General features: G+C 62.6%; 21 protein-coding genes. 6 read left to right on the top strand and 15 right to left on the bottom strand.

The genetic code is table 11. The features are described from left to right. Positions 1-77: 77 nt before the first annotated feature. The 6 genes from cmk to mtnA all read right to left on the bottom strand — a co-directional run bounded on the left by cmk (position 78) and on the right by mtnA (position 9,449). A complete protein-coding gene (gene cmk / locus GUY40_RS20440) occupies positions 78-767 on the bottom strand; it encodes a (d)CMP kinase (RefSeq protein ID WP_166570723.1) in 690 nt (229 codons plus the stop codon). Then, complete coding sequence (locus tag GUY40_RS20435; protein ID WP_371924914.1) at positions 764-2,989, bottom strand: bifunctional prephenate dehydrogenase/3-phosphoshikimate 1-carboxyvinyltransferase; 2,226 nt, start codon at positions 2,987-2,989, stop codon at positions 764-766. Before GUY40_RS20435 ends, cmk begins: the two co-directional genes overlap by 4 nt. Positions 2,990-3,022: 33 nt before the next feature. Next, the gene (pheA, locus tag GUY40_RS20430; protein WP_166570721.1) at positions 3,023-4,117 is read right to left on the bottom strand and encodes a prephenate dehydratase; all 1,095 of its coding nucleotides are present in this window, start codon (positions 4,115-4,117) and stop codon (positions 3,023-3,025) included. After that, positions 4,117-5,202 (bottom strand): 3-phosphoserine/phosphohydroxythreonine transaminase, encoded by a 1,086-nt coding sequence (gene serC / locus GUY40_RS20425; RefSeq protein WP_166570720.1) that lies wholly within the window; start codon positions 5,200-5,202, stop codon positions 4,117-4,119. Before serC ends, pheA begins: the two co-directional genes overlap by 1 nt. A gap of 68 nt (positions 5,203-5,270) precedes the next feature. Then, entirely contained in the window at positions 5,271-7,925 is a 2,655-nt protein-coding gene (gene gyrA, locus GUY40_RS20420; protein WP_166570719.1) for a DNA gyrase subunit A, read from the bottom strand. A gap of 447 nt (positions 7,926-8,372) precedes the next feature. After that, positions 8,373-9,449, bottom strand: a complete 1,077-nt coding sequence (mtnA, locus tag GUY40_RS20415; protein WP_166570718.1) for an S-methyl-5-thioribose-1-phosphate isomerase — start codon at positions 9,447-9,449, stop codon at positions 8,373-8,375. Positions 9,450-9,555: 106 nt separating this feature from the next. Here mtnA and GUY40_RS20410 point away from each other — a divergent pair, with 106 nt between their 5' ends. The 4 genes from GUY40_RS20410 to GUY40_RS20395 all read left to right on the top strand — a co-directional run bounded on the left by GUY40_RS20410 (position 9,556) and on the right by GUY40_RS20395 (position 13,094). Next, a complete protein-coding gene (locus tag GUY40_RS20410; RefSeq protein ID WP_166570717.1) occupies positions 9,556-10,887 on the top strand; it encodes a TRZ/ATZ family hydrolase in 1,332 nt (443 codons plus the stop codon). 65 nt (positions 10,888-10,952) lie between these two features. After that, on the top strand, positions 10,953-11,651 hold the full coding sequence (gene ubiG, locus GUY40_RS20405) for a bifunctional 2-polyprenyl-6-hydroxyphenol methylase/3-demethylubiquinol 3-O-methyltransferase UbiG (protein WP_166570716.1): 699 nt from the start codon (positions 10,953-10,955) through the stop codon (positions 11,649-11,651). A 3-nt stretch (positions 11,652-11,654) separates the two neighbouring features. Then, positions 11,655-12,326 carry an N-acetylmuramic acid 6-phosphate phosphatase MupP gene (mupP, locus tag GUY40_RS20400; protein ID WP_166570715.1) on the top strand — a complete coding sequence of 224 codons (672 nt, stop codon included), beginning with the start codon at positions 11,655-11,657 and terminating at the stop codon, positions 12,324-12,326. Positions 12,327-12,353: 27 nt separating this feature from the next. Beyond that, entirely contained in the window at positions 12,354-13,094 is a 741-nt protein-coding gene (locus GUY40_RS20395) for a YciK family oxidoreductase (RefSeq protein WP_166570714.1), read from the top strand. 192 nt (positions 13,095-13,286) lie between these two features. Here the strand turns inward: GUY40_RS20395 and GUY40_RS20390 are convergent, their stop codons facing one another. The 7 genes from GUY40_RS20390 to GUY40_RS20360 all read right to left on the bottom strand — a co-directional run bounded on the left by GUY40_RS20390 (position 13,287) and on the right by GUY40_RS20360 (position 21,025). Beyond that, positions 13,287-14,075 carry an iron-containing redox enzyme family protein gene (locus tag GUY40_RS20390; protein WP_166570713.1) on the bottom strand — a complete coding sequence of 263 codons (789 nt, stop codon included), beginning with the start codon at positions 14,073-14,075 and terminating at the stop codon, positions 13,287-13,289. 41 nt (positions 14,076-14,116) lie between these two features. Continuing rightward, positions 14,117-16,576 (bottom strand): EAL domain-containing protein, encoded by a 2,460-nt coding sequence (locus GUY40_RS20385; RefSeq protein ID WP_166570712.1) that lies wholly within the window; start codon positions 16,574-16,576, stop codon positions 14,117-14,119. Positions 16,577-16,679: 103 nt separating this feature from the next. Continuing rightward, positions 16,680-18,512 carry an ABC transporter ATP-binding protein gene (locus GUY40_RS20380; RefSeq protein ID WP_166570711.1) on the bottom strand — a complete coding sequence of 611 codons (1,833 nt, stop codon included), beginning with the start codon at positions 18,510-18,512 and terminating at the stop codon, positions 16,680-16,682. After that, positions 18,505-19,137 (bottom strand): DsbA family protein, encoded by a 633-nt coding sequence (locus GUY40_RS20375; protein ID WP_166570710.1) that lies wholly within the window; start codon positions 19,135-19,137, stop codon positions 18,505-18,507. Before GUY40_RS20375 ends, GUY40_RS20380 begins: the two co-directional genes overlap by 8 nt. Before the next feature lie 3 nt (positions 19,138-19,140). Further along, complete coding sequence (locus GUY40_RS20370; RefSeq protein WP_166570709.1) at positions 19,141-20,079, bottom strand: rhodanese-related sulfurtransferase; 939 nt, start codon at positions 20,077-20,079, stop codon at positions 19,141-19,143. Between the two features lie 103 nt (positions 20,080-20,182). Further along, positions 20,183-20,482, bottom strand: coding sequence for a BolA family transcriptional regulator (locus tag GUY40_RS20365; protein WP_166570708.1), 300 nt, complete (start codon positions 20,480-20,482; stop codon positions 20,183-20,185). 12 nt (positions 20,483-20,494) lie between these two features. Then, positions 20,495-21,025 carry a DUF2059 domain-containing protein gene (locus GUY40_RS20360; RefSeq protein ID WP_166570707.1) on the bottom strand — a complete coding sequence of 177 codons (531 nt, stop codon included), beginning with the start codon at positions 21,023-21,025 and terminating at the stop codon, positions 20,495-20,497. A 180-nt stretch (positions 21,026-21,205) separates the two neighbouring features. Here GUY40_RS20360 and GUY40_RS20355 point away from each other — a divergent pair, with 180 nt between their 5' ends. After that, the gene (locus tag GUY40_RS20355; RefSeq protein ID WP_166570706.1) at positions 21,206-22,582 is read left to right on the top strand and encodes a class II fumarate hydratase; all 1,377 of its coding nucleotides are present in this window, start codon (positions 21,206-21,208) and stop codon (positions 22,580-22,582) included. 107 nt (positions 22,583-22,689) lie between these two features. Here the strand turns inward: GUY40_RS20355 and GUY40_RS20350 are convergent, their stop codons facing one another. Beyond that, complete coding sequence (locus tag GUY40_RS20350; RefSeq protein ID WP_166570705.1) at positions 22,690-23,649, bottom strand: DMT family transporter; 960 nt, start codon at positions 23,647-23,649, stop codon at positions 22,690-22,692. Here GUY40_RS20350 and GUY40_RS28865 point away from each other — a divergent pair. Then, positions 23,543-23,953 carry a DUF6316 family protein gene (locus GUY40_RS28865; protein ID WP_371924901.1) on the top strand — a complete coding sequence of 137 codons (411 nt, stop codon included), beginning with the start codon at positions 23,543-23,545 and terminating at the stop codon, positions 23,951-23,953. The genes GUY40_RS20350 and GUY40_RS28865 overlap by 107 nt on opposite strands. Here the strand turns inward: GUY40_RS28865 and GUY40_RS28860 are convergent. Further along, positions 23,911-24,152, bottom strand: a 242-nt coding sequence (locus GUY40_RS28860) for a hypothetical protein (RefSeq protein WP_218585464.1), incomplete at its 5' end; no start/stop codon positions are given. The two genes, GUY40_RS28865 and GUY40_RS28860, sit on opposite strands and share 43 nt — an antisense overlap.

Here is a 24,152-nt window from a genome sequence, read left to right as displayed (position 1 = left end):
ACATCCCAGACGACGTGGGTTACGTTCATATAAAAGAAAACCGCAGGACTATGACTGGTCCCCTGCGAGCTTCTTGTTCATCCGGCGATGTCGCGCAGGGCGATCTCGCTCTCGATGCGTTGCAGCACCTGCTCGATGGACAGCTCCGTGGAATCCAGCTGAATGGCGTCGGGCGCCGGCTTCAGCGGTGCGACGGCTCGCTGGGTGTCACGCTCATCGCGTGCACGTATCTCATCTAGCAGACTCGACAGACTAACATCATCGCCTTTGGCCTTCAACTGCAAGTATCGGCGACGTGCTCGCTCCTCAGGGCTGGCCGTGAGGAAAATCTTCAACGGGGCATCCGGGAACACCACGGTACCCATGTCGCGGCCGTCGGCTACCAGGCCGGGCGCCTCTTGAAAGGCGCGCTGGCGCTGCAGCAAGGCATCGCGGACCGCCGGCAGTGCGGCAACCTGGGAGGCACCGGCACCGATGCTTTCGTTACGAATGTCGTTGGTGACATCATCGCCCTCCAGAATGATCCGCTGCGGATCCTTGCCGTGGGCGGCGATGAACTGCACATCCAGATGAGCGGCAAGTGCCTTGAGCAATTCTTCATTGGTCAGATCGACCCCATGGTTGCGGGCGGCGAATGCCAGCAATCGGTAGAGAGCCCCTGAGTCCAGCAGGCTCCAGCCCAGACGCTTGGCCAGCATGCCTGCGATGGTACCTTTGCCCGAACCGCTTGGTCCGTCGATCGCGATGACCGGCGCTTGTTCTTTCACGACTTGCCCTCTTCTGCAACACGAAGTCCCACTTCGGCGCACAGCGCCAGGAAGTTGGGGAAGGAGGTAGCGACGTTGGCGCAGTCATGGATACGAATCGGCGCCGACGCCCGCAGGGCCGCGACACTGAAGGCCATGGCAATACGGTGATCGCCATGCCCATGAACTTCGCCGCCGCCGAGCTTACCACCTTCGATGATGATACCGTCCGGGGTCGGCTGGCAGTTAATGCCCACTACTTGCAAACCGTCCGCCATGACCTGAATACGGTCCGATTCCTTGACGCGAAGCTCCTGCGCACCTCGCAGCACGGTGCGCCCCTGGGCACAGGCCGCAGCGACGAACAGCACCGGGAACTCATCGATGGCCAGCGGCACCAGCGCCTCGGGGATGTCGATGCCGTGCAGCTTCGCTGCGCGCACCCGCAGGTCGGCGACCGGCTCGCCACCCACTTGACGCGGGTTTTCAAGGGTAATGTCGGCCCCCATCAAACGCAGGATGTCGATGACACCGGTGCGCGTAGGGTTGACGCCAACGTGCTCGAGCACCAGCTCCGAGCCCTCGGCGATCGAGGCCGCCACCAGGAAAAACGCCGCCGAGGAGATATCGGCGGGTACTTCGATACGGGATGCGACGAGCGCCTTCCCGGATGCCAGCGAAACCCTGGCGCCATCGACTGTTACCGGGCAACCGAAGCCACGCAACATGCGCTCGGTATGATCACGGGTCGGCGCAGGTTCGGTCACGCGCGTAGCGCCTTGAGCATAAAGCCCGGCAAGCAGCACACTGGATTTGACCTGGGCGCTGGCCATCGGCAATTCATAGTCGATGCCTTTCAGCGTCTGGCCACCGCGAATGGTCAATGGCGGGCGACCCTCAGCGGCCGTCTCGATCACAGCGCCCATCTCGCGCAGCGGAGCTGCGACCCGGCCCATCGGCCGCCGGGACAGCGACGCATCACCACTGAGCACGCTGTCGAAGGGTTGCGCCGCCAACACGCCCGCCAGCAAGCGCATCGAGGTGCCGGAATTGCCCAGGTAAATCGGCCCCGGCGCCGGCTTCAAGCCTTGCAGCCCTACCCCGTGAATGGTCAGCCGACCATGGTGCGGGCCCTCGATGACCACGCCCATGTCGCGAAAGGCCTGCAGGGTTGCCAGGGCATCTTCGCCCTCGAGGAAGCCTTCGACCTCGGTCGTGCCCTCGGCCAGCGAACCCAGCATGATTGCACGGTGGGAAATGGATTTGTCGCCCGGCACGCGAACGCGACCGGACAGCTGCCCGCCAGGCTGGGCCACGAACACCAAATCACTGGAGCCCTTGGCATTCATGTACGCCCGACGCGCCAGAATCTTGCCAAAATGCTCACGCGCCACCCGCGCCCGGGTGAACACACCCAGCAGTTGATGCCCGTCTCCGGCATCGACCGCTTCGCGCAAGGCGTCCAGGTCACTGCGGAAGGTATCGAGGGTGCGCAGCACCGCTTCGCGGTTGGCCAGAAAGATATCGTGCCACATCACCGGATCACTGCCGGCAATACGGGTGAAATCCCGGAAACCACCCGCGGCATAACGGAAGATATCGAGGTTTTCATTGCGCTTGGCCAGCGAATCCACCAGCCCGAACGCCAACAGATGCGGCAGGTGACTGGTCGCCGCCAGCACCTCGTCATGACGCTCGACCTGCATGTGCTCGACGTCGGCGCCGAGCGTGCGCCACATCCGGTCAACCACTGCCAGCGCAGCGGGATCGGTTTCGGCCAGCGGCGTCAGAATGACCTTGTGATGGCGGAACAGGGCAGCATTGGAGGCCTCCACCCCGCTCTGCTCGGAGCCAGCAATCGGATGGCCCGGAACGAAGTGCGACAACCGGCCGGCAAACGCTTCACGCGCCGCACGCACCACATTGCCCTTGGCGCTGCCGACATCCGTGAGCACCGCCGAGCCCAGGTCAAGCGCGGCCAGTTTGGCCAACAACTTTTCCATGGCCAGGATCGGCACCGCGAGCTGAATCACATCCGCCCCGACACAGGCCGCCGCCAGGTCCGCTTCGCAGCGGTCGACCACACCCAGCTCGACCGCCAGCTTGCGCGACTGGGCATCCAGATCGACACCCACCACCTCACGGCACAGACCACTTTCACGCAGACCCTTGGCGAACGAACCGCCAATCAGGCCCAGGCCCACAACAACCAGACGCCCTACGACGGGCTCTACCGGAATCACATCAAGCACAAAAGTCGCTCATTGATAATCGCCTCAGAGAACCGCTTTCGGGTAGGACCCCAGCACCTTGAGTGCCACGGCTTCCTGACTGATTTTCTCGAGCACGGCCTTGATCAGCGGATCGCGGTGGTGCCCCATGAAATCAATGAAGAATACGTAGGTCCATTTACCGCTTCGTGAAGGCCGGGTCTCGATGCGGGTCAGGTCGATGCCGTTGTCGTGGAATGGCACCAACAGCTCGTGCAAGGCACCTGGCTTGTTGCTCATGGAGACGATGATCGAGGTCTTGTCGTCGCCCGTCGGTGGTACTTCCTGGTTGCCGATCATCAAGAAGCGCGTGGAGTTGTCCGGGCGGTCTTCGATTTTCTCGGCCAGACGGGTCAGGCCATACAGCCCGGCCGCCATGTCGCCGGCAATCGCGGCGGAGTTCCATTCGCCCTTGACCCGCTTGGCCGCCTCGGCGTTGCTGGAAACCGCGACACGCTCGACGTTCGGGTAATGCGCATCCAGCCACTTGCGGCATTGCGCCAGCGACTGGGCGTGGGAGTAAATACGGGTGATGCTGTCGGTCTTGGTGTTTTCACCGACCAACAGGTGATGGTGAATCCGCAGCTCGACTTCGCCACAGATCACCATGTCGTGCTCAAGGAAGCTGTCCAGGGTGTGGTTGACCGCACCCTCGGTGGAGTTCTCCACCGGCACCACGCCGAAGTTGACCGCACCGGCTGCCACCTCACGGAACACTTCGTCGATCGCCGCCATCGGCTTGCTGATCACGGCGTGGCCGAAATGCTTCATCGCAGCGGCCTGGGTGAACGTCCCCTCAGGGCCCAGGTAGGCGACTTTCAGCGGCTGCTCCAGGGCCAGGCACGACGACATGATTTCACGGAACAACCGTGCCATCTCTTCGTTGCCCAGTGGCCCCGGGTTGCGCTCCATGACCCGCTTGAGTACCTGCGCTTCACGCTCGGGGCGGTAGAACACCGGGACTTCGCCTTCGGCCAGGGAAGCCATCTTCACCCGGGCCACTTCCTGCGCGCAGCGGGCACGGTCGCTGATCAACTCGAGGATCTTTTCATCCAGACTGTCGATGCGAACCCGCAGCGCCTTGAGCTCTTGTTCAGACATCAGGCATGTTCCTTCTCGAACTCGGCCATGTAGGCCACCAGCGCCTCGACCGCATCCAGGCCCAGGGCATTGTAGATGGAGGCGCGCATGCCGCCGACCGAACGGTGGCCCTTGAGGTTCAGCAGGCCACGGGCGTCGGCACCGGCGAGGAAGGCCTTGTCCAGGCGCTCGTCAGCCAGACGGAACGGTACGTTCATCCACGAACGGGCGTTTGGCGCGATCGGGTTGCTGTAGAAGGCGCTGCTGTCGATGAAACCGTACAGGCGATCCTTCTTGGCGCGGTTGCGCTGCTCCATGGCCTCGACACCGCCCTGCTCCTTGAGCCACTCGAACACCAGGCCCGACAGGTACCAGGAGTAGGTCGCCGGGGTGTTGTACATCGAGCCGTTGTCGGCCGCGACCTTGTAATTGAGCATGGTCGGGCAGTTGCTGCGGGCACGGCCCAGCAGGTCTTCACGAACGATCACCACCACCAGGCCGCTCGGGCCGATGTTTTTCTGCGCGCCGGCATAGATCAGGCCGTACTGCGACACATCGATCGGGCGCGAGAGAATATCGGAAGACATGTCGACCACCAGCGGAACATCACCGGTCTGTGGAACCCAGTCGAACTCCAGGCCACCGATGGTTTCGTTGGAGGCGTAATGAACGTAAGCAGCACCTTGAGTCAGGTTCCACTCATTCTGGCCAGGGATAGCCAGGTAATCATAAGGCTTGGCGGAGGCAGCCACATTGACGTTGCCGAAGCGACGGGCTTCCTCGATGGCCTTTTTCGACCAGATACCGGTTTCGATATAGTCGGCGGTGCCTTCTTCAGGCAGCAGGTTCAGCGGGATCTCGGCGAACTGCTGGCTCGCGCCACCCTGCAGGAACAAGACTTTATAGTTGGACGGAACAGACAGCAGGTCACGCAGGTCCTGCTCGGCCTTTTCAGCAATGGCCACGTATTCGTCGCTGCGGTGGCTCATCTCCATGACCGACAAGCCCTTGCCATGCCAATCCAGCATTTCAGCCTGGGCACGCGCCAGAACGGCTTCGGGAAGCGCAGCAGGGCCTGCGCAGAAGTTAAAGGCTCGTTTGCTCACATCCACTCTCGCTCTGCTCATGTTCTCAAGCCCGCGGCCGCAGCGGCCACGGGCATTGCGCTATTACTTTATTCCTGCGGTGTTTCTTCGTCTGCGCCGGCGTCCGGTTGCGGCTCTTCGCCGGCAACCACGTCAGCGTCGACCGCGAACTCACCTTCAGACTCTTCACCGTCCAGCTCGTCGCCTTCATCCGAAGGCTCCTGCACGCGCTCAAGGCCTACCAGGGTTTCGTCACTGGCCAGCTTGATCAGCGTCACGCCCTGGGTGTTACGGCCCAGGCTCGACACTTCACCGACACGGGTCCGCACCAGGGTACCCTGGTCGGAAATCAGCATGATTTCCTCGCCGTCGAGCACCTGCACAGCGCCTACCAGGCGACCGTTACGCTCGTTGCTGACCATGGCGATAACGCCCTGGCCGCCACGCTTGTACTCCGGGAACTCGCTGATGGCGGTGCGCTTGCCGTAGCCGCGCTCGGAAGCGGTCAGGATCTGGCTGCCCTCTTCCGGAATGATCATGGAGATCAGTTTCTGGCCTTCGGCCAGGCGCATGCCACGCACGCCACGGGCGGTACGGCCCATGGCACGGACGTCGGATTCCTTGAAACGGGTGACCTTGCCGGCGTCGGAGAACAGCATGACTTCACGCTCGCCATCGGTGATGGAGGCCGAAATCAGGATGTCGCCTTCGTCCAGCTCCAGCGCGATCAGGCCAACGCTGCGCTGACGGCTGAACTGCTCCAGCGGGGTCTTCTTCACGGTACCGTTGGCGGTGGCCATGAAGATGAAGTGACCTTCGGTGTACTCCTCCACCGGCAGCATGGTGGTGATCTGCTCACCCTCATCGAGCGGCAGCAGGTTCACCAGCGGCCGACCGCGGGCAGCACGGGAGGCTTCCGGGATCTCGTAGGTCTTGAGCCAGTACACCTTGCCCTTGCTGGAGAACAGCAGCAGCGTGGTGTGGCTGTTGGCGACCAACAGGTGAGAAATGTAGTCCTCGTCCTTGACGCCTGTAGCCGACTTGCCTTTACCACCGCGACGCTGGGCCTGATAGGCCGCCAGCGGCTGGGTCTTGGCGTAACCGCTGTGGGAAATGGTCACCACACGGTCTTCTTCCGGGATCATGTCACCCAGGGTCAGATCCAGACGCGCATCAAGAATTTCGGTGCGACGCACATCGCCGTACTCGGAACGGATCAGTTCGAGCTCTTCGCGGATCACTTCCATCAGGCGCTCGGCGCTGCTGAGGATTCGGATCAGCTCGCCGATCTGATTGAGAATTTCCTGGTACTCGGCCAGCAGCTTCTCGTGCTCCAGGCCGGTCAGGCGGTGCAGGCGCAGGTCGAGAATGGCTTGCGCCTGTTCTGGCGACAGGAAGTACTTGCCATCACGCATGCCGAATTGCGGGTCGAGGTTCTCGGGACGGCAGGCGTCGGCACCGGCGCGCTCGACCATGGTCATCACGGCGCTGGATTCCCACGGCGTGCTGATCAGCGCTTCCTTGGCTTCCGACGGCGTCGGCGAGGCCTTGATCAGGGCGATCACCGGGTCGATGTTGGACAGCGCAACCGCCTGGCCTTCAAGGATGTGGCCGCGCTCACGCGCCTTGCGCAACTCGAACACGGTACGACGGGTCACCACTTCACGGCGGTGACGCACGAAGGCTTCGAGCAGGTCCTTGAGGTTGAGGATGCGCGGACGGCCATCGATCAGGGCGACGATGTTGATGCCGAAGACGCTTTGCAGCTGGGTCTGGGCGTAGAGGTTGTTGAGGATAACCTCCGGCACTTCGCCACGACGCAGCTCGATCACGATGCGCATGCCGTCCTTGTCGGACTCGTCACGCAGCTCGGTGATGCCTTCGAGTTTCTTCTCTTTTACCAGCTCGGCGATCTTTTCGATCAAGCGCGCCTTGTTCAACTGGTAAGGCAGCTCGGTGACGACGATCTGCTGGCGGCCACCGACCTTGTCGATGTCTTCGACCATGGAGCGGGCACGCATATAAATGCGGCCACGACCGGTGCGATAGGCTTCGATGATACCGGCACGGCCATTGATGATGGCAGCGGTCGGGAAGTCCGGACCCGGGATGAACTCCATGAGCTCATCAACCGTGATATCGGCGTTGTCGATCAGCGCCAGGCAACCGTCGATGACTTCACCGAGGTTGTGCGGCGGGATGTTGGTCGCCATGCCCACGGCGATGCCGCTGGAGCCGTTGACCAACAGGTTGGGGATCTTGGTCGGCATGACCGCCGGGATCAGCTCGGTGCCGTCGTAGTTGGGCACCCAGTCGACGGTTTCCTTGTGCAGGTCGGCCAGCAGCTCGTGCGCCAGCTTGGTCATGCGCACTTCGGTGTATCGCATGGCCGCGGCGTTGTCGCCGTCGACCGAACCGAAGTTGCCCTGGCCGTCGACCAGCAGGTAACGCAGGGAGAACGGCTGGGCCATACGCACGATGGTGTCGTAGACCGCAGTATCGCCGTGCGGGTGGTACTTACCGATTACGTCACCGACCACACGGGCCGATTTCTTGTACGGTTTGTTCCAGTCGTTACCCAGTTCACTCATCGCATACAGAACGCGGCGATGCACGGGCTTCAAGCCATCACGCGCATCGGGCAGTGCACGCCCGACAATGACGCTCATCGCGTAGTCGAGGTAGGACTGTCTCAGTTCGTCTTCGATATTGACCGGGAGGATTTCTTTGGCCAGTTCGCCCATGAGAAGCCTGATTCCTTTTTCTGGTGAAACCTCGTCACATCCATATGGGACGCACGAAGCTCGCCGCCGCGAGGTTTGCCCAGCGACGACTTACGACAAATCAACGAGTTAAGCCATGGATCTGCGCAGTAAAGACCGCTTCATCGAGCGGCCTTGGAAACCGCCGGATGTTATCACAAACGGGGGTGTGGGAGCGACATTCGTCGTGTGGATGGCGACAAGGTGAAATGGCGGGGGTGGGCGCGGTTTGGTATTACAAGACAGCCTGCACCCCTGTAGGAGCGGCGGTCCGGCGACCCGGCCCGGCCGCGATGGGCTGCGAAGCGGCCCCGGCGATTCTGAAACCGCCGGCACTCGCAAGCTATTCGCAGATGTCACAGGCCCAAGGGGCCGCTGCGCGGCCCATCGCGGCCAGGTCCGCTCCTACACGATTGCGGTGCGGCAGGATCAATGCAACCGCTTGCGACACATCAATTGCGCCATCTTGGCGGTATCAGGCCGCTCTACAATGCCCTTCTCGGTCACTATCGCATCGATCAGGTCGGCAGGCGTCACGTCGAAGACCGGGTTAAAGGCATCGACGTCCGCGCCGACTCTCTGGCCGCCCACTTCGAGCAGTTCGCTGCCGGCGCGCTCTTCGATCGGGATGTCCTCGCCACTGGCCAGGCTCATGTCGATGGTCGAGCTTGGCGCCACCACCATGAAGCGCACACCGTGATGCATGGCGTTCACCGCCAGTTGGTAGGTGCCGATCTTGTTCGCCACATCACCATTGGCGGTGATGCGGTCGGCGCCTACGATGACCCAAGTGATGCCCTTGGTCTTCATCAGGTGCGCCGCGGCAGAGTCCGCATTAAGGGTGACCGGGATGCCTTCGTTCGCCAGCTCCCAGGCCGTCAGGCGCGAGCCTTGCAGCCAAGGGCGGGTTTCATCGGCGTAAACGCGCTCAACCATGCCCTCCAGAAACGCGCCGCGAATCACACCCAGGGCAGTACCGAACCCGCCCGTGGCCAAGGCACCGGTATTGCAGTGGGTCAGCAAGGTCTGTTCGTTGCCCTGGTGTCGGCGGATCAGGTCGACACCCAGTTGCGCCATGGTCAGGTTGGCTTCACGATCGCTCTCGTGGATCGCCAGCGCTTCGGCTTCCAGGGCGGGCAATGGGTCATCGCTGTTTTTCAGACGGTCCAGGCGATCACGCATGCGATTCAGCGCCCAGAAAAGGTTGACCGCCGTGGGCCGCGAATTGGCCAGCAGGGCGAAGTCCTGCTCCAGCGCAGCGCGCCAGTCACCACCCGCTGCCAGGCGCTGGCGTGCGCCAAGCACCACGCCATAGGCCGCGCTGATGCCGATCGCCGGCGCGCCGCGCACTACCATCAAGCGGATTGCCTCGGCCACCCCGGCCGCATCGGTGTAGCTCAGCCAGGTTTCCTGAAACGGCAGGACACGCTGATCGATCAGGTAAAGGGCACCGTCTCGCCAATCGATGGCCTTTACCTTCTCCGCAGCCAACAGTCGATCGCGCATGCCTCACCCCGTACTCAGACATCAAAAGCGGTCGATTATAGCGATCCCCCGACGAAGACGCTCGGGTATACTCGCCCTCTTCGCTCAAATGTATCGGAAATTGCCCATGCCCAACGCCAGTACCCCACTCGACCTGTTGCTCCTGCCGACCTGGCTGGTGCCGGTCGAACCGGCTGGCGTGGTACTCACCGAGCATGCACTGGGGCTGCGCGATGGGCACATCGCATTTATCGGCCCGCGCAGCGATGCGCTCAAGCTTGCCGCCACCGAAGTACGCGAACTGCCGGGCTGCCTGCTGGCCCCTGGGCTGATCAACGCCCATGGCCACGCCGCCATGACCCTGTTCCGCGGCCTGGCCGACGATCTGCCGCTGATGACCTGGCTCGAAGAGCACATCTGGCCGGCCGAGGGTCGCTGGGTCACGGAAGACTTCGTGCGCGACGGCACCGACCTTGCCATCGCCGAGCAGCTCAAGGGCGGTATCACCTGCTTCTCGGACATGTATTTCTTTCCGAAGGTCGCCGGCGAGTGCGTGCACAACAGCGGCATTCGCGCGCAAATCACCATCCCGGTGCTGGACTTCCCGATCCCCGGCGCGCGCAACGCCGATGAAGCCCTGCACCAGAGCATCGAGCTGTTCAACGACCTCAGGTACCACCCGCGCATCAGCGTCGCCTTCGGCCCGCACGCGCCCTACACCGTGGGCGATGAAAACCTCGAGAAAATCCGCGTGCTGGCCGAAGAGCTGGACGCCGCGATTCACATGCACGCCCACGAAGCCGCCTTCGAGGTTCAGCAGTCCATCGAACAGCGCGGCGAGCGGCCACTGGCCCGCCTGGCGCGCCTGGGCCTGCTGGGGCCGCGCTTTCAGGCCGTGCACATGACCCAGATCAGCGATGACGACCTGGCCTTGCTGGTAGAAAGCAATACCAGCGTGATCCACTGCCCCGAATCGAACCTGAAACTGGCCAGCGGTTTTTGCCCGGTCGAACGCCTGTGGCAAGCCGGGGTCAATGTGGCGGTCGGCACCGATGGCGCGGCCAGCAACAATGACCTCGACCTGCTCGGTGAAACCCGCACCGCAGCCCTGCTGGCCAAGGCCGTGGCCGGCTCCGCCACCGCCCTGGATGCCCACAGCGCCTTGCGCATGGCCACCCTCAACGGTGCCCGGGCGCTGGGCCTGGACGAGCAGACCGGCTCGCTGGAGCTGGGCAAGGCCGCGGACCTTGTGGCCTTCGATTTGTCGGGGCTGGCCCAGCAACCGATTTATGACCCGGTGTCGCAGCTGATTTATGCCACCGGTCGCGAGTGCGTCAAGGACGTCTGGGTCGGCGGCAAACAGCTGGTTGCCGACCGCCGCCTGACCCATTTTGACGAACAAGCGCTGCATGCCACCGCCACCCAATGGGGCAAACGCATCAGCGGCCTTAGCGAATAATTTCTGCCGGGCAGCCATCGCCTGGCATCAGGAACCCCGTATTTTCAAGCTTCAGAGGATTGTCCATGAGCAACGTCGATCACGCCGAAATCGCAAAATTCGAGGCACTGGCTCATCGCTGGTGGGACCGCGAAAGTGAATTCAAGCCCCTGCACGACATCAACCCGCTGCGGGTGAACTGGATTGACGAGCGGGTCAAACTGGCCGGCAAGAAAGTCCTCGACGTCGGCTGCGGCGGCGGCATCCTCAGCGAGGCCATGGCCTTGCGCGGTGCGACCGTCACCGGCATCGACATGGGCGAAGCGCCGCTGGCGGTTGCCCAGCTGCACCAGCTGGAATCCGGCGTAGAAGTGGATTACCGGCAGATCACCGCCGAAGCCCTGGCCGAGGAAATGCCCGAGCAGTTCGACGTGGTGACCTGTCTGGAAATGCTCGAGCACGTACCCGATCCCTCGTCGGTGATCCGCGCGTGCTTTCGCATGGTCAAGCCGGGCGGCCAGGTGTTTTTCTCCACCATCAACCGCAACCCCAAGGCTTACCTGTTCGCCATCATCGGCGCCGAGTACATCATGAAGCTGCTGCCACGCGGCACCCATGACTTCAAGAAATTCATCCGCCCTTCCGAGCTGGGTGCCTGGAGCCGCGCCGCGGGCCTGACGGTCAAGGACATCATCGGCCTGACCTACAACCCGCTGACCAAGCACTATAAATTGGCCGCTGACGTCGACGTCAACTACATGATCCAGACGCTGCGCGAGGAATAATCAATGCGTTTAAGAGCAGTTCTTTTCGACATGGACGGCACCCTGCTCGACACGGCGCCGGACTTTATTGCCATCTGCCAGAGCATGCTGGCAGACCGCGGTCGCCCGCAGGTGGCCGACAAGCTGATCCGTGATGTGATTTCCGGTGGTGCCAAGGCCATGGTGGCCGCCGCTTTCGACATGGACCCCGAAGCCCCCGAGTTCGAGCCGCTGCGCCTTGAGTTCCTGGAGCGCTACCAGATCGATTGCGCGGTGCACAGCAAGCTGTTCGACGGCATGGCAGAGCTTTTGGCCGACATCGAGAAGGCCAACCTGGTCTGGGGTGTGGTGACCAACAAGCCGGTGCGCTTTGCCGAGCCGATCATGCAGCGACTGGGGCTGGCCGAGCGCTCTGCCCTGCTGATTTGCCCGGACCACGTGAAAAACAGCAAGCCTGACCCGGAGCCGCTGATCCTGGCGTGCAAGATGCTCGACCTGGATCCGGCCAGCGTGCTGTTCGTGGGCGATGACCTGCGCGATATCGAATCCGGGCGCGATGCCGGTACCAAAACGGCGGCGGTGCGCTTTGGCTATATCCACCCGAATGACAATCCGGATCACTGGGGCGCGGACGTGGTGGTGGATCATCCGCTGGAACTGAGGAAGGTGCTGGATCACGCGCTCTGTAGCTGCTGATCCCACCCTGACAACGAGGCAACCCCCATGTTCGACTACTCTGCCCGCCCCAACCTGCTCAAAGACCGGGTCATTCTCGTGACCGGCGCCGGCCGCGGCATCGGTGCCGCCGCCGCCATGACCTACGCCGCTCACGGCGCCACCGTGCTGTTGCTGGGCAAGACCGAAGCCAACCTGACCGAGCTCTACGACCGCATCGAAGCGGCCGGATACCCGCAGCCGGCGGTCATTCCGTTCAACCTGGAAACCGCCCTGCCGCACCAGTACGACGAGCTGGCCGCGATGATCGAAACCGAGTTCGGCCGCCTCGACGGGCTGCTGCACAACGCTTCGATCATCGGCCCGCGCACACCGCTGGAGCAGCTCTCGGGCGACAACTTCATGCGGGTGATGCAGATCAACGTCAACGCCACCTTCATGCTCACCAGCACGCTGCTGCCGCTGCTCAAGTTGTCCGAAGATGCGTCAGTGATCTTCACCTCCAGCAGCGTCGGGCGCAAAGGCCGGGCCTACTGGGGTGCATACGGGGTGTCGAAGTTCGCCACCGAGGGGCTGATGCAGACCCTGGCCGACGAAGTCGATGGCGTCGCCGCCGTGCGCGCCAACAGCATCAACCCCGGTGCCACCCGCACCAGCATGCGCGCCCAGGCCTACCCTGGCGAAAACCCGCAGGACAACCCGACGCCCGAACAGATCATGCCGGTCTACCTGTACCTGATGGGCCCGGACAGCACCGGCATCAATGGCCAGGCGTTCAACGCCCAGTAAACGAGTGTGAACGCTGACGTGTTGTAGGAGCGGACCTGGCCGCGATGGGCCGCGCAGCGGCCCCCAGCGATTCTGAAACCTACCTGGCCCGCAAGCTGTATCGCTGATGTCAATGGCCTCAGGGGCCGCTGTGCGGCCCATCGCGGCCAGGTCCGCTCCTACAAGGGATTTGCTGCCTCCGTGAAGAGCGGGTTAGCCGCCTTGCACCAGCGCCATGCGACTGCGGCCGGACTGGCGCTGCTCAAGCGCCAGGCAGTGCTCCAGAAACACAAACATGTAGTCGTAACTTTTGCAGATGGCCCGCCGCAGCTCGGCCTGAAGGGCTTCGGCCGGGTTGTTGCCGGCCAGGGTGCAGATAATTTCCAGCGCTTCCCACGGGTGGGTATCGTCGTACTGGGCATGCATTTTCAGCCAGCGCATCGCCCGCTTTCGTTCCGCTGGCGCAAAGGTTTCGGCATAGGTGCCGTCGGAGCACACCAGCGCCGACCATTCCCCTGTCGCTCCTTCAATGGCGTAGTTGGTCGCGGCAATCGCGACGACCAGCGGGTGTGATGTGCTGGTCTGCCAGCACCAGTGCCCCAAGGCTTGCAGCGCTACCGGCACCTCCTGGGCCTGAAGGTCCTGCAGGCTGACGCCATTGGCCTGGCTCCAGTCCAGCCAGTAGTCGGCATGGTTGAGTTCAACACGGATATTGCGCATCAGCCAGCGCCGCGCCATGTCTTCGCCGGGGTGGCGGGCGAAGCGGGTCTTGGTGAGGTTCTGGGCCATGTACAGCGAAAACTGCTCTACCACCGTCCAGCCGCCAATCAGGTATTGGCGCAGGGTCTGGGGCGACAGCTTGCCATCGCGCATGCGCTGGTAAATCTCGTGTTCGACTACCCGGGCCTTGCTCGGCGCGCAGGCTTGTATCAGCAGCTGTGCCCACAAGGGGTAGCTGGTGGCTTCCATCAGCGGGCCCGTGCGGTTGAACGAATCAATCACGTTCGCCTCCTTGTGTGTGTGATGTGTAACTGGCTAGCCACTCAGCGAAAGGTCCCCGGCGCCTTGAACAGCAACGGCCGCATCCTTGGTTCCCGGCGCTGAAGGCTTTCAATGGTGAAGGGTTGTGGTCGCTCGATCAGGTAGCCCTGAGCGTAATCCACGCCAATTTCCAGCAAAGCCTGTTCGATCAATGGCGTTTCGACGAATTCGGCAATGGTGCGTTTGCCCATCACATGGCCGATATGGTTGATAACCTCGACCATCGCACGGTTTATCGGGTCATCGAGCATGTCTTTGACGAAGCTGCCATCGATCTTCAGGAAATCTACAGGCAAATGCTTGAGGTATGCAAATGACGACATCCCGGCGCAAAAGTCATCCAAAGAGAAGTGACAACCCAAGCTTTTCAATTCGTTGATGAATCGAATCGCACTGCCCAGGTTGGCGATTGCGCTGGTTTCAGTGATTTCAAAACAAATTAATTCCGGAGGAATATCAAACATCCGGAATTGGGCCTTGAGGTAGTCCAGGAAGTCCTCATCGCCGATGCTGACCCCGGACAGATTGATCGCACACATCGCCAGCGGCCCCTCGACGCCGTTGTCCAGGCCCTCGCGGATCACCTTGAACACATGCTGAACCACCCAGCGATCCAGGGAGGCCACCAGGCCATAGCGCTCGGCGGCCGGGATAAAACTGTCGGGCAGGATCAGGCGGCCATTTTCGTCCTGCAGGCGCAGCAGGATCTCGACATGGCCGGCACTGTGCAACGGCACCCCGAGCGAAGCGATCTCCTGCGCATACAGGCAGAAGCGGTTTTCGTCGAGCGCCACGTGCAGGCGCTGAATCCAGGCCATCTCACCGAAAAGCATGGACAGCTCGGTGTCGTCGGCATGGTAGACCTGCACCCGGTTGCGGCCCTTCTCCTTGGCCATGTAGCAGGCCATATCGGCAGCGCGCAGCGAGGCTTCAAGGGTGGTCGGCACGTGGGTGATGTGCACCAGGCCAATGCTGACCGAGGTCACGAACGGCCGCCCCTTCCAGACAAAGTGCAGGTTTTGCACGGTCTGGCGCAGCTGCTCGGCAATTTTCTCGGCCATGTCTTGCGGGCAGTTCTCCAGCAGCACGCCGAACTCGTCGCCGCCGAGGCGCGCCAGGGTATCGCCGTCGCGCAGGCCGGCCTGCAGGAGGGTGCAGATATGCCGCAGCAGCTCATCGCCGGCGGCGTGCCCGCAGGTGTCGTTGACCAGCTTGAACTGGTCAAGGTCCAGGAACATCAACGAGTGCCGGCCGGCTTGCCGGGCCACGCCGGCCAGGGCCTGCTCCAGGCGGTATTCGAACTCGCGGCGGTTGGCCAGGCCCGTCAGGGCATCGTGGGTCGCCTGCCAGGACAGGTTGGCGATGTACTGGCGCTCCTGGGTCATGTCATGCAACACCAGCACGGCACCACTCAAGGTGCCGGCGTTCTCGATGGCGGCACCCACCAGGGTCACCGACACCGTGCTGCCATCCAGGCGCTGGATCAGCTTGGCCTGCTCGCTGCCGCTTTTCAGGCGGCCCGCCAGAATGTATTCGATCAAGGTAAAGCGGTCGTGCTCGGCCGATTCATCCACCACATTGAACAACGCAGACAGCGGCAGGCCCTGGGCCTGCTCGGCGTTCCAGTGGGTCAACTGCTCGGCGGCCGGGTTCATGTAGGCAATCGAGCCATCCACATCGGTGGTGATCACCCCGTCGCCAATCGACTGCAAGGTGATCTGCGCCCGCTCCTTCTCGGCCTCCAGGGCGGTGGCGAAGGCTTGGCGCTGGGTCAGCAGCTTGTGCGTGCGCCACACCGCCAGCGCAATCAGAAACAGCGCTGTGGTCAGGTTAACCACGATCAGCACCCGCAACAGTGCCCGCGAGCCCGCGCCCAGCGCGTCGCTGAAGGCCTTGGCCGCGGGGGTGACGTCATCGTCGATGTCGTTGATTTGCTGCTTCCAGCGAGCGACATCCGCCGAGCTGACTTGACCGTTGCTCACGCTGGCGTGCATCTGCCGGGCGACATCGTCGAGTTGCTGCAAATAGGCATCGCCGACCATCCACAGCTCGATGGCCTTTTCCAGGTAGCTGAAATGGCGGAAATTGAGATACAGCCAGATCAGGCTGTCGACGTCTTCGGTGTGGTTGCCGCCTTGCAGAATCCCCTGGCGCGCGGCTTCGATGTCCGGCACCGGTCGGTCCAGTGCCACGCGCATGGCATGGTCGCCCTCGGGCACGGCAATCGCCCGCCGGTAGCGCTCGAACACCGCCTGGCTACGGGTATCGGCATACAGGTTGAGGTAATAGATCGCGTCTTTCTGGCTTTTCGACCACAGGCTTTCCCCACCCACATACGCCCTGACCGCAGACAAGGCATACAGGCTCAGGCAACCCAACAGGGCCTGAAACAGCACGACAGCGATAAAGGGCCAGATGATGCCCAGTAACCTTGGCGTTTTCAGCGTCCGTTTTGACTTCATGAGGTCCCTTGATCCATGGCAACAAAGGCCAATCGTCACCTACCCTTGCTCAGCCTAGGCGAAAAGCCGCCCGCGCACGGAAGAACTGATACGCAAAAAACACTTAAATTTGTTGCAAGTGCCCATACAACTTGGCGTACAAGCCGCCTTCGGCAATCAACTGTTGATGCCCCCCGTCTTCGGCCACGCGCCCTCCATCGAACACCAGCACTCGGTCGGCCTGTTTCACCGCTGACAATCGGTGAGCAATGATCAGCGTAGTCCGCGCGCTGAGAAAACGCGTCAGGGCATGGTGCAGGTTGTATTCGGTGGCGGCATCCAGAGCCGAGGTGGCCTCATCGAGAATGACCACCTTGGGCTCGGCCAACACCATCCGGGCAATGGCCAGGCGCTGGCGCTGGCCGCCGGACAGGCGCACGCCGGAGCGGCCGACAATGCTGTCCAGGCCCTGGGGCAGCGCGGCAATGGTGGCGTCCAGCTGGGCGATTTCCAGCGCGCGCCAGCAGGCATCATCGGAGCGCTCGCGGCCCATGGTCAGGTTGGCGCGCACGCTGTCGTTGAACAGCGATGGATGCTGAAGCACCACCGCCACATTATCGCGCACCGTCTCCAGGCCGATTTCCTGCAAGGTCGAGTCGCCAAACCGGATGCTGCCGGCCTGGGCGCTGTACAGCCCCAACAGCAACTGCACCAGGGTGCTTTTGCCGCCACCGCTGGCGCCGACAATCGCGACCTTTTCGCCCGGTGCAATCGACAGGTTCAACTGGTCGAGCACCGGTTCCTCGCCATAGGCGAAGCGCAGGCCGCGGACCTCGATGCCGACCGTCTCGCGGCCCTTGAACGGGTTGACGTTGCCGACGTACTGCGGCTCGTCGGCCCGCGCCAGCAGCTCGTTGATGCGGGTCAGCGCACCGCCGGCGGCGTAATAGGCGTATTGCAGGTTCAGCAGCTGTTCAACCGGCCCGATCATGAACCACAGGTAGCTGAACACCGCCAGCATCTGGCCGATGGACAGATCAGAAAACAGCACCGTCAGCATCGCCGCGGCGCGGAAGATGTCGATACCGAACTGGAACAACAGGCCACTGGCCCGCCCGGACGCGTCGCTTTTCCATTGCGAGGCCACGGCGTAGTCCCGCACTTCCTGGGCCCGCAGGCCAAGGCGCCCCAGGAAAAAGCCCTGGCGGTTGCCAGCGCGGACTTCCTGAATGGCTTCCAGGGTTTCGCTCAAGGCCTGGGTAAAGCGCGAGGTGCTGTCGTTTTCGAGTTTTTTCAGGTGCTTGACCCGCTTGCCCAGCTGCACCGTGGCAAAGATCACCAGCGGGTTGAACAGCAATATCAGCAGCGCCAGCTTCCAGTGCATCCACATCAGGATGCCGGCGGTGCCAGTCAGGGTCAGCATGGCGACCAGGAAACGGCTGAGGGTTTCGCCGACGAATTTGTCCAGCGTGTCCAGGTCGGTGACCAGGTGAGTGGTGACCGTGCCGCTGCCCAGGCTTTCGTATTCACTCAGGGAAATACGCTTGAGGCGTTCGATCAGGCGCAGGCGCAAGCGATAGACGATGTCCTTGGCCAGGCCTGCGAACAAGCGCGCCTGCATCACGTTGAAGGCCAGCGCACCCAGACGCAGGGTCAAGGTCATCAGCAGCATCAGGCCGATATAGCCGGCGGCCGCCTGCCAGCGGTCCGGCAGCAGGTGGTTCATCCACTGGAGCGCGGCGTCGCCATGGCCGAGCAACACTTCGTCGACCAGCAGTGGCAACAGCAAGGGAATCGGCACACTGCAGAAGGCCGCCAGCACGGCCACGCCGTTGGCGATCCACAGGGCTTTTTTATGGTGCAGGGCCAGGCGTCTGATTTGCGCCCAACTCAATCGGTCCGTGTGTGACGACTCTTTGACCGGCGGCAGCTCCGGTGAGCCGGACACATCAAGCATAGGCCGCGCGCTCCAGCCAACGCGCGAGCAGCGGCGATAGCTGGTCGAGGGGCTGGTAGCCGTTGGTCAAAAGCGCCAGCTGGCCATTGCGCTCGGCCAGCAAGGTCGGGAACCCGGCAATCCCCAAGTCCTGGACCCAACTGAAATCGGAGGCGGTGGCGAGCTGCTGTTCAGCGCTGTCGAAGGCCGCCGCGAACTCCGCGCGCGGCAGGCCGGCCTGCTCGGCCAGCTCGACCAGTACCGCCGCGCGGCCAACGTCACGGCCTTCGACATAAAAGGCCCGCTGGATCAGTTGCACCAGCGGCCAGGCGCAGGCCGGATCGAGGCTGCGCGCCACCACCACGGCCCGACAGGCAGGCTCGGTGTTGTAGACAAAGCCCTCCGGCAAGGCGCCTTCAAACGTGAAGGGCTGCCCGGTGGCTTCGGTCACGGCCTGCCAGTGTTCAAGAATGTAGCGCCGGGTCGACGCGTCGAGGGCGCTGCTGCCGGTGCGCAGCCCGCCCATCACCAGATGCACCGCAACACCCGCTTCGCGCGCCTGCTCGATCAAGGCCTGCGCCACCGGCGCAAACCCCCAGCACCACGAACACATCGGATCCATCACATACAGCAGGCGTGCGGCCATCGATCAGACCTCTGCGGCTTTCCGGTAATTGTGGCCGATCGGGTGTGGCAGGTTGCGGGCCTTGGCCAACTCGATCTGCTTTTGCCGGTCGATAGCGCTGCGGCGGGTCTTTTCGCTCAGGCTGCCCCAGCAATGCGGGCAGCTGATACCGGGCGAATAATGCTCGGACTCGCGGTCTTGCACACTGATCGGCGTGCGGCAGGCGTGGCACTGGTCGTAGTCGCCTTCGGTCAGGTCGTGACGGACCGTGACGCGGTTGTCGAACACGAAGCAGTCGCCCTGCCAGCGGCTCTCCTGCTGCGGCACCTCTTCAAGGTATTTGAGGATGCCTCCCTTGAGATGATAGACCTCCTCGAAGCCTTCACCGAGCATATAGCTGGAAGCTTTTTCGCAGCGGATGCCGCCGGTGCAGAACATCGCGACTTTCTTGTGTCTGGCCGGGTCGAAGTTGGCCTTGATGTAGTCGGGGAACTCGCGAAAGCTGGTGGTCTTCGGGTCGATGGCGCCTTCGAAGGTACCGATCGAAACCTCGTAGTCGTTGCGGGTATCGATCAGCAGCACTTCAGGGTCGCTGATTAGGGCGTTCCAGTCTTGCGGGTCGACGTAGGTGCCGACGTTGTGGTTCGGGTCGACGCCCGGCACGCCCAGGGTCACGATCTCTTTCTTGAGCTTGACCTTGGTGCGGTAGAACGGCTGCTCGTCGCAGTAGGATTCCTTGTGGTCGATATCGACCATGCGCGCGTCGCTGCGCAGCCAGGCGAGCAGGCCATCGATGCCTTCGCGGCTGCCGGAAACGGTGCCGTTGATGCCTTCCTCGGCGATCAGCAAGGTGCCTTTGATGCCGTTCTCAACCATGGCGGCCAGCAGCGGCTCGCGCATTTCGACGTAATCATCAAGGGTGACGAACTTGTACAAGGCCGCCACGACAATCGGTTGTGTCATGGGAAATCTCCAGGTGGCTGCCCTCGTAAAGGGCGAACCGGATGCAAAAAAAACGCGCCGACAGGCGGCGCGTTGCGGATTCTAACAAAATCCTGAAGAGGAATCAGTGCTTGCTGCCACCGGCGCAGGTCGGCGATGCCGGGGCCACGCCGATTTTCGCCCACTCCTCGGGGGTGTAGGTGTGCAGCGCCAGCGCATGAAATTGCCCCATCAGCTCGCCAAGGGTGGCGTAGACCTTCTGATGGCGCTTGACGCTGTTGAGGCCGGCGAACTGCTCGCTGACCAGAATCGCCTTGTAGTGGGTTTCCAGGCCACGGCTGTGCATGTGGCTTTCGTCGAGCACTTGCAGGTGCTCGGGGGCCAGGGCTGCCAGGGTCTGCTCGATTTTCTGTTGCATGGACATGGTGGCTGCGCCTTATGGTTTTTTCGCAGCGCCAGCAGCTGCCTTGGCAGCGGCCGGGTCAAGCTCGTTGGTCATGTCGGCCAGCAGTTTGTTGACCACCGGCACCGCGCTTTCGAGTTTTTGCTGGGTCAGCTGAGCGGACTGCTGGGTGACGACCGGCATTTTTTCCAGGACTTTGCGGCCCAGTGGCGATTTGTAGAACGCGACCAGGTCCTTGAGCTCGGTTTCGGTGAAGTTGGTGGTGTACAGCTTGATCATGTCCGGCTTGAGCTTGTTCCAGCCAATGGCCGAATCCAGCGCGGCGTTGGCCTTGGCCTGGTAGCTGTCAAGCACGGTCTTTTTCGAAGCCGGGGCCTTGGTTTGCTCGAAGCGCTGGGCAAACATCTGCTGCACTTGCATGTAGACCGGGGTTCCGAGTTTATCGGCGTGCGCCATCATCAGGAAGGCTTCGGCACTGGCGTTGTGGCTGGCGGTGTCAGCAAACACCTGGCCGCTGGCGCAAACCAGGGCGGCCGCGGTAAAGAGGGCGCGAAGACGAGTCATCGAGTTTCCTTATAGAACAGGCGAGGCGTGAACCCCAGGGATTGTCATTCTGCGCCCAGTCGGGCGCACGGCTCAAGCCCGTACAGGGGCGGCGTGAAGCGGCAATCGAGGTTCGAGGGATCCTGTGTGCCGAATCACGACCTAAACTGCGGATTCAGACCACAAAGGAGTGAGAGCAGCATGAGCCGTATCGAAACTGACAGCCTCGGGCAGGTCGAAGTTCCTGACAAGGCTTATTGGGGGGCCCAGACGCAGCGCTCACTGATCAACTTTGCGATCGGTAATGAACGGATGCCGCTGGCGGTCTTGCATGCCTTGGCGCTGATCAAAAAAGCCGCTTCACGCGTCAACGACCGCAATGGAGACCTGCCGGCCGACGTCGCGCGATTGATCGAACAGGCCGCCGATGAAGTGCTGACCGGCCAGCATGATGACCAGTTTCCGTTGGTCGTCTGGCAGACCGGCAGTGGCACCCAGAGCAACATGAACGTCAACGAGGTGATTGCCGGGCGCGCCAACGAGCTGGCGGGCAAGGGCCGTGGCGGCAAGGTCCCGGTGCACCCCAACGATCACGTCAACCGCTGCCAGAGCTCCAACGACTGCTTCCCGACCGCCATGCACATCGCCGCGGCCAAGGCCGTTCATCAGGATCTGCTGCCGGCCATCGCCGAATTGTCGGAAGGCCTGGCGGAGCTGGCGGCGCGCAATATGGCGCTGGTCAAGACCGGTCGCACCCATATGATGGACGCCACGCCGATCACCTTCGGCCAGGAAGTCTCGGCCTTCGTGGCGCAGCTGGACTACGCCCAGCGGGCGATCAAGGCGGCGTTGCCGGCGGTCTGCGAGCTGGCCCAGGGCGGCACGGCGGTGGGCACCGGGCTGAATGCACCGAAGGGCTTTGGCGAGGCGATTGCCGGGGAATTGGCGGCGTTGTCCGGCTTGCCCTTTGTGACCGCGCCGAACAAGTTTGCCGCCCTCGCCGGCCATGAACCGCTGACCACCCTGGCCGGTGCGCTGAGAACCCTGGCCGTGGCCCTGATGAAAATTGCCAACGACCTGCGTTTGCTCAGTTCTGGCCCGCGCGGTGGGCTCGCCGAAGTGCGCTTGCCGGCCAACGAGCCGGGCAGCTCGATCATGCCCGGCAAGGTCAACCCGACCCAGTGCGAAGCGCTGTCGATGCTCGCCTGCCAGGTGATGGGCAACGACGTGGCGATCGGCATAGCCGCCAGCCAAGGGCACCTGCAGCTGAACGTGTTCAAGCCGGTGATCATCCACAACCTGCTGCAGTCGATCGGGCTACTGGCGGACGGTTGCAGCAACTTCCAGCAGCACTGCATTGCCGAGCTTGAGCCCGACCCTGTGCAAATGGCCGCGCATCTGGAGCGTGGGTTGATGTTGGTGACGGCGCTCAATCCGCATATCGGCTATGACAAGGCTGCCGAAATTGCCAAGAAAGCCTATGCGGAAAACAGCACCCTGCGCGAGGCGGCGCTGGCGCTGGGGTATCTGACGGATGAGCAGTTCGATGAGTGGGTGCAGCCGCAGAATATGCTCTGAGTTGAGATTTTGGGGCCGTTTCACGGCCCATCGCGGCCAGGTCCGCTCCTACATCAGTTTGTAGGAGCGGACCTGGCCGCGATGCGGGCCGCAGGACCGCCTTTCAATCACACCGCCGCCGTTGCGCCTTGCCGCGCCCGCCAACTGGCCAACAACGACGGCGCCAGCGCCGTCAACGCCGAGCCCGCTACCACCAGCACCGCCCCCAGATACCCCCAGCCATTGATCTCTTCGGCCTGCACGTAGTCAGGCCAGAGCCAGGCCGAAACAGCGACGGCGATAAAGGTAATCAACGGCGTAATCGCCAGCGTCGCACTGACCCGCGAGGCCTCCCAATGGGCCAGCGCTTCTGCGAACGCGCCATAGGCCACCAGCGTGTTCAGGCAGCACGCCAGCAGCAGCCAGCCCTGCAACGGGCTCAGCTGCAGTGCTTCCAACGGATGCGCCCAGGGTGTCAGCAGCAAGGCACACAGCAGGTAGATCACCATCATCACCTGCACTGAATTCCACACCGTCAGCAGTTGCTTCTGGCCCAGCGCATAAAAAGTCCAGACCCCGGCGGCCAGGAGGGTCATCAATACCCCGGCGGTGTACTGGCTCAAGGAGCCCAGCAACTCGTCCAGGCGCTGGTTGAAAAACAACCCGAAGCCCACCAGCAACACGGCAAGCCCCAGGCCCTGCCCCAGGCTGAAGCGCTCCTTGAACACAAACAGGCTACCGAGCAGCAACAGGATCGGCCCCATCTGGATCACCAGCTGGGCAGTGCCCGGGCTGAGCAGGCGCAGGCCAAACAGATAAAGCACGTAGTTGCCCACCAGCCCGGCCACCGACACCGCCACCAGCGCAATGCCCTTGCGGCCCAGCGCGCGGAAATCCGGCAGGCGCCTCATCACGGTCAGGTAGATCACCAGCACCCCACCGGCGCCCACCAGGCGAAACCAGGTGACGGTCACCGGGTCCATGGCTTGCAGCACCTGCTTGAGCTGGATCGGCAGGACGCCCCATAGCACGGCGGTTAACAGGGCCAATGAAAAACCGAAAGCCCAGCGTCCTGATGAAATATGCATACCAGCCTCGATAACCCTGTGGCAGGGGGAAGCTGCAGTGTACTGCCCAGGCGGGTGCACTCACAGGCACAGTTATGGTGCAGATCCAGGGGAAATTGTGTGGCTGTCGCTGATCGGGCAAACCCATGGGGCTGAAAAGAGCTATTACGCTCGAGAACACCGCCCCTCCGTGGAGATCGCCATGTACGGCAAACGCGCTCAGGATCCGAGACCCACTACGCATTTTCGCAGCGACCGCATCAGCTTGATCAACGGCCTGTTCTACTTCAGCACGCGGGAAACACCCTTGAGGGGCCGTTCATGAACCGGCAGTTGACGGAGATCGGGGCACAAAAATACATCAGAAGAATGCAGGCGCTGGCCTGAGTTAGATGATCGAATGTAGGAGCGGACCTGGCCGCGATGGGCCGCGAAGCGGCCCCAGACGCCATTGACATCTGCTACGCAGCCAGCGGAAGAGATAGTTTTCACCATCGCAGGGGGCCGCTTCGCAGCCCATCGCG

The organism is Pseudomonas sp. R5(2019) (assembly GCF_009905435.1).
Lineage (GTDB): Bacteria > Pseudomonadota > Gammaproteobacteria > Pseudomonadales > Pseudomonadaceae > Aquipseudomonas.
This window is presented reverse-complemented; position numbering and strand designations above follow the sequence as displayed.

Excerpts from the sequence above, each read along its gene's own strand:
- pheA (WP_166570721.1), bottom strand. The coding sequence starts at position 4,117 with ATGTCTGAACAAGAGCTCAAGGCGCTGCGGGTTCGCATCGACAGTCTG.
- gyrA (WP_166570719.1), bottom strand. The coding sequence starts at position 7,925 with ATGGGCGAACTGGCCAAAGAAATCCTCCCGGTCAATATCGAAGACGAA.
- mtnA (WP_166570718.1), bottom strand. The coding sequence starts at position 9,449 with ATGCGCGATCGACTGTTGGCTGCGGAGAAGGTAAAGGCCATCGATTGG.
- GUY40_RS20410 (WP_166570717.1), top strand. The coding sequence starts at position 9,556 with ATGCCCAACGCCAGTACCCCACTCGACCTGTTGCTCCTGCCGACCTGG.
- ubiG (WP_166570716.1), top strand. The coding sequence starts at position 10,953 with ATGAGCAACGTCGATCACGCCGAAATCGCAAAATTCGAGGCACTGGCT.
- mupP (WP_166570715.1), top strand. The coding sequence starts at position 11,655 with ATGCGTTTAAGAGCAGTTCTTTTCGACATGGACGGCACCCTGCTCGAC.
- GUY40_RS20395 (WP_166570714.1), top strand. The coding sequence starts at position 12,354 with ATGTTCGACTACTCTGCCCGCCCCAACCTGCTCAAAGACCGGGTCATT.
- GUY40_RS20385 (WP_166570712.1), bottom strand. The coding sequence starts at position 16,576 with ATGAAGTCAAAACGGACGCTGAAAACGCCAAGGTTACTGGGCATCATC.
- GUY40_RS20380 (WP_166570711.1), bottom strand. The coding sequence starts at position 18,512 with ATGCTTGATGTGTCCGGCTCACCGGAGCTGCCGCCGGTCAAAGAGTCG.
- GUY40_RS20375 (WP_166570710.1), bottom strand. The coding sequence starts at position 19,137 with ATGGCCGCACGCCTGCTGTATGTGATGGATCCGATGTGTTCGTGGTGC.
- GUY40_RS20370 (WP_166570709.1), bottom strand. The coding sequence starts at position 20,079 with ATGACACAACCGATTGTCGTGGCGGCCTTGTACAAGTTCGTCACCCTT.
- GUY40_RS20365 (WP_166570708.1), bottom strand. The coding sequence starts at position 20,482 with ATGTCCATGCAACAGAAAATCGAGCAGACCCTGGCAGCCCTGGCCCCC.
- GUY40_RS20360 (WP_166570707.1), bottom strand. The coding sequence starts at position 21,025 with ATGACTCGTCTTCGCGCCCTCTTTACCGCGGCCGCCCTGGTTTGCGCC.
- GUY40_RS20355 (WP_166570706.1), top strand. The coding sequence starts at position 21,206 with ATGAGCCGTATCGAAACTGACAGCCTCGGGCAGGTCGAAGTTCCTGAC.
- GUY40_RS28865 (WP_371924901.1), top strand. The coding sequence starts at position 23,543 with ATGGCTTGCAGCACCTGCTTGAGCTGGATCGGCAGGACGCCCCATAGC.
- GUY40_RS20350 (WP_166570705.1), bottom strand. The coding sequence starts at position 23,649 with ATGCATATTTCATCAGGACGCTGGGCTTTCGGTTTTTCATTGGCCCTG.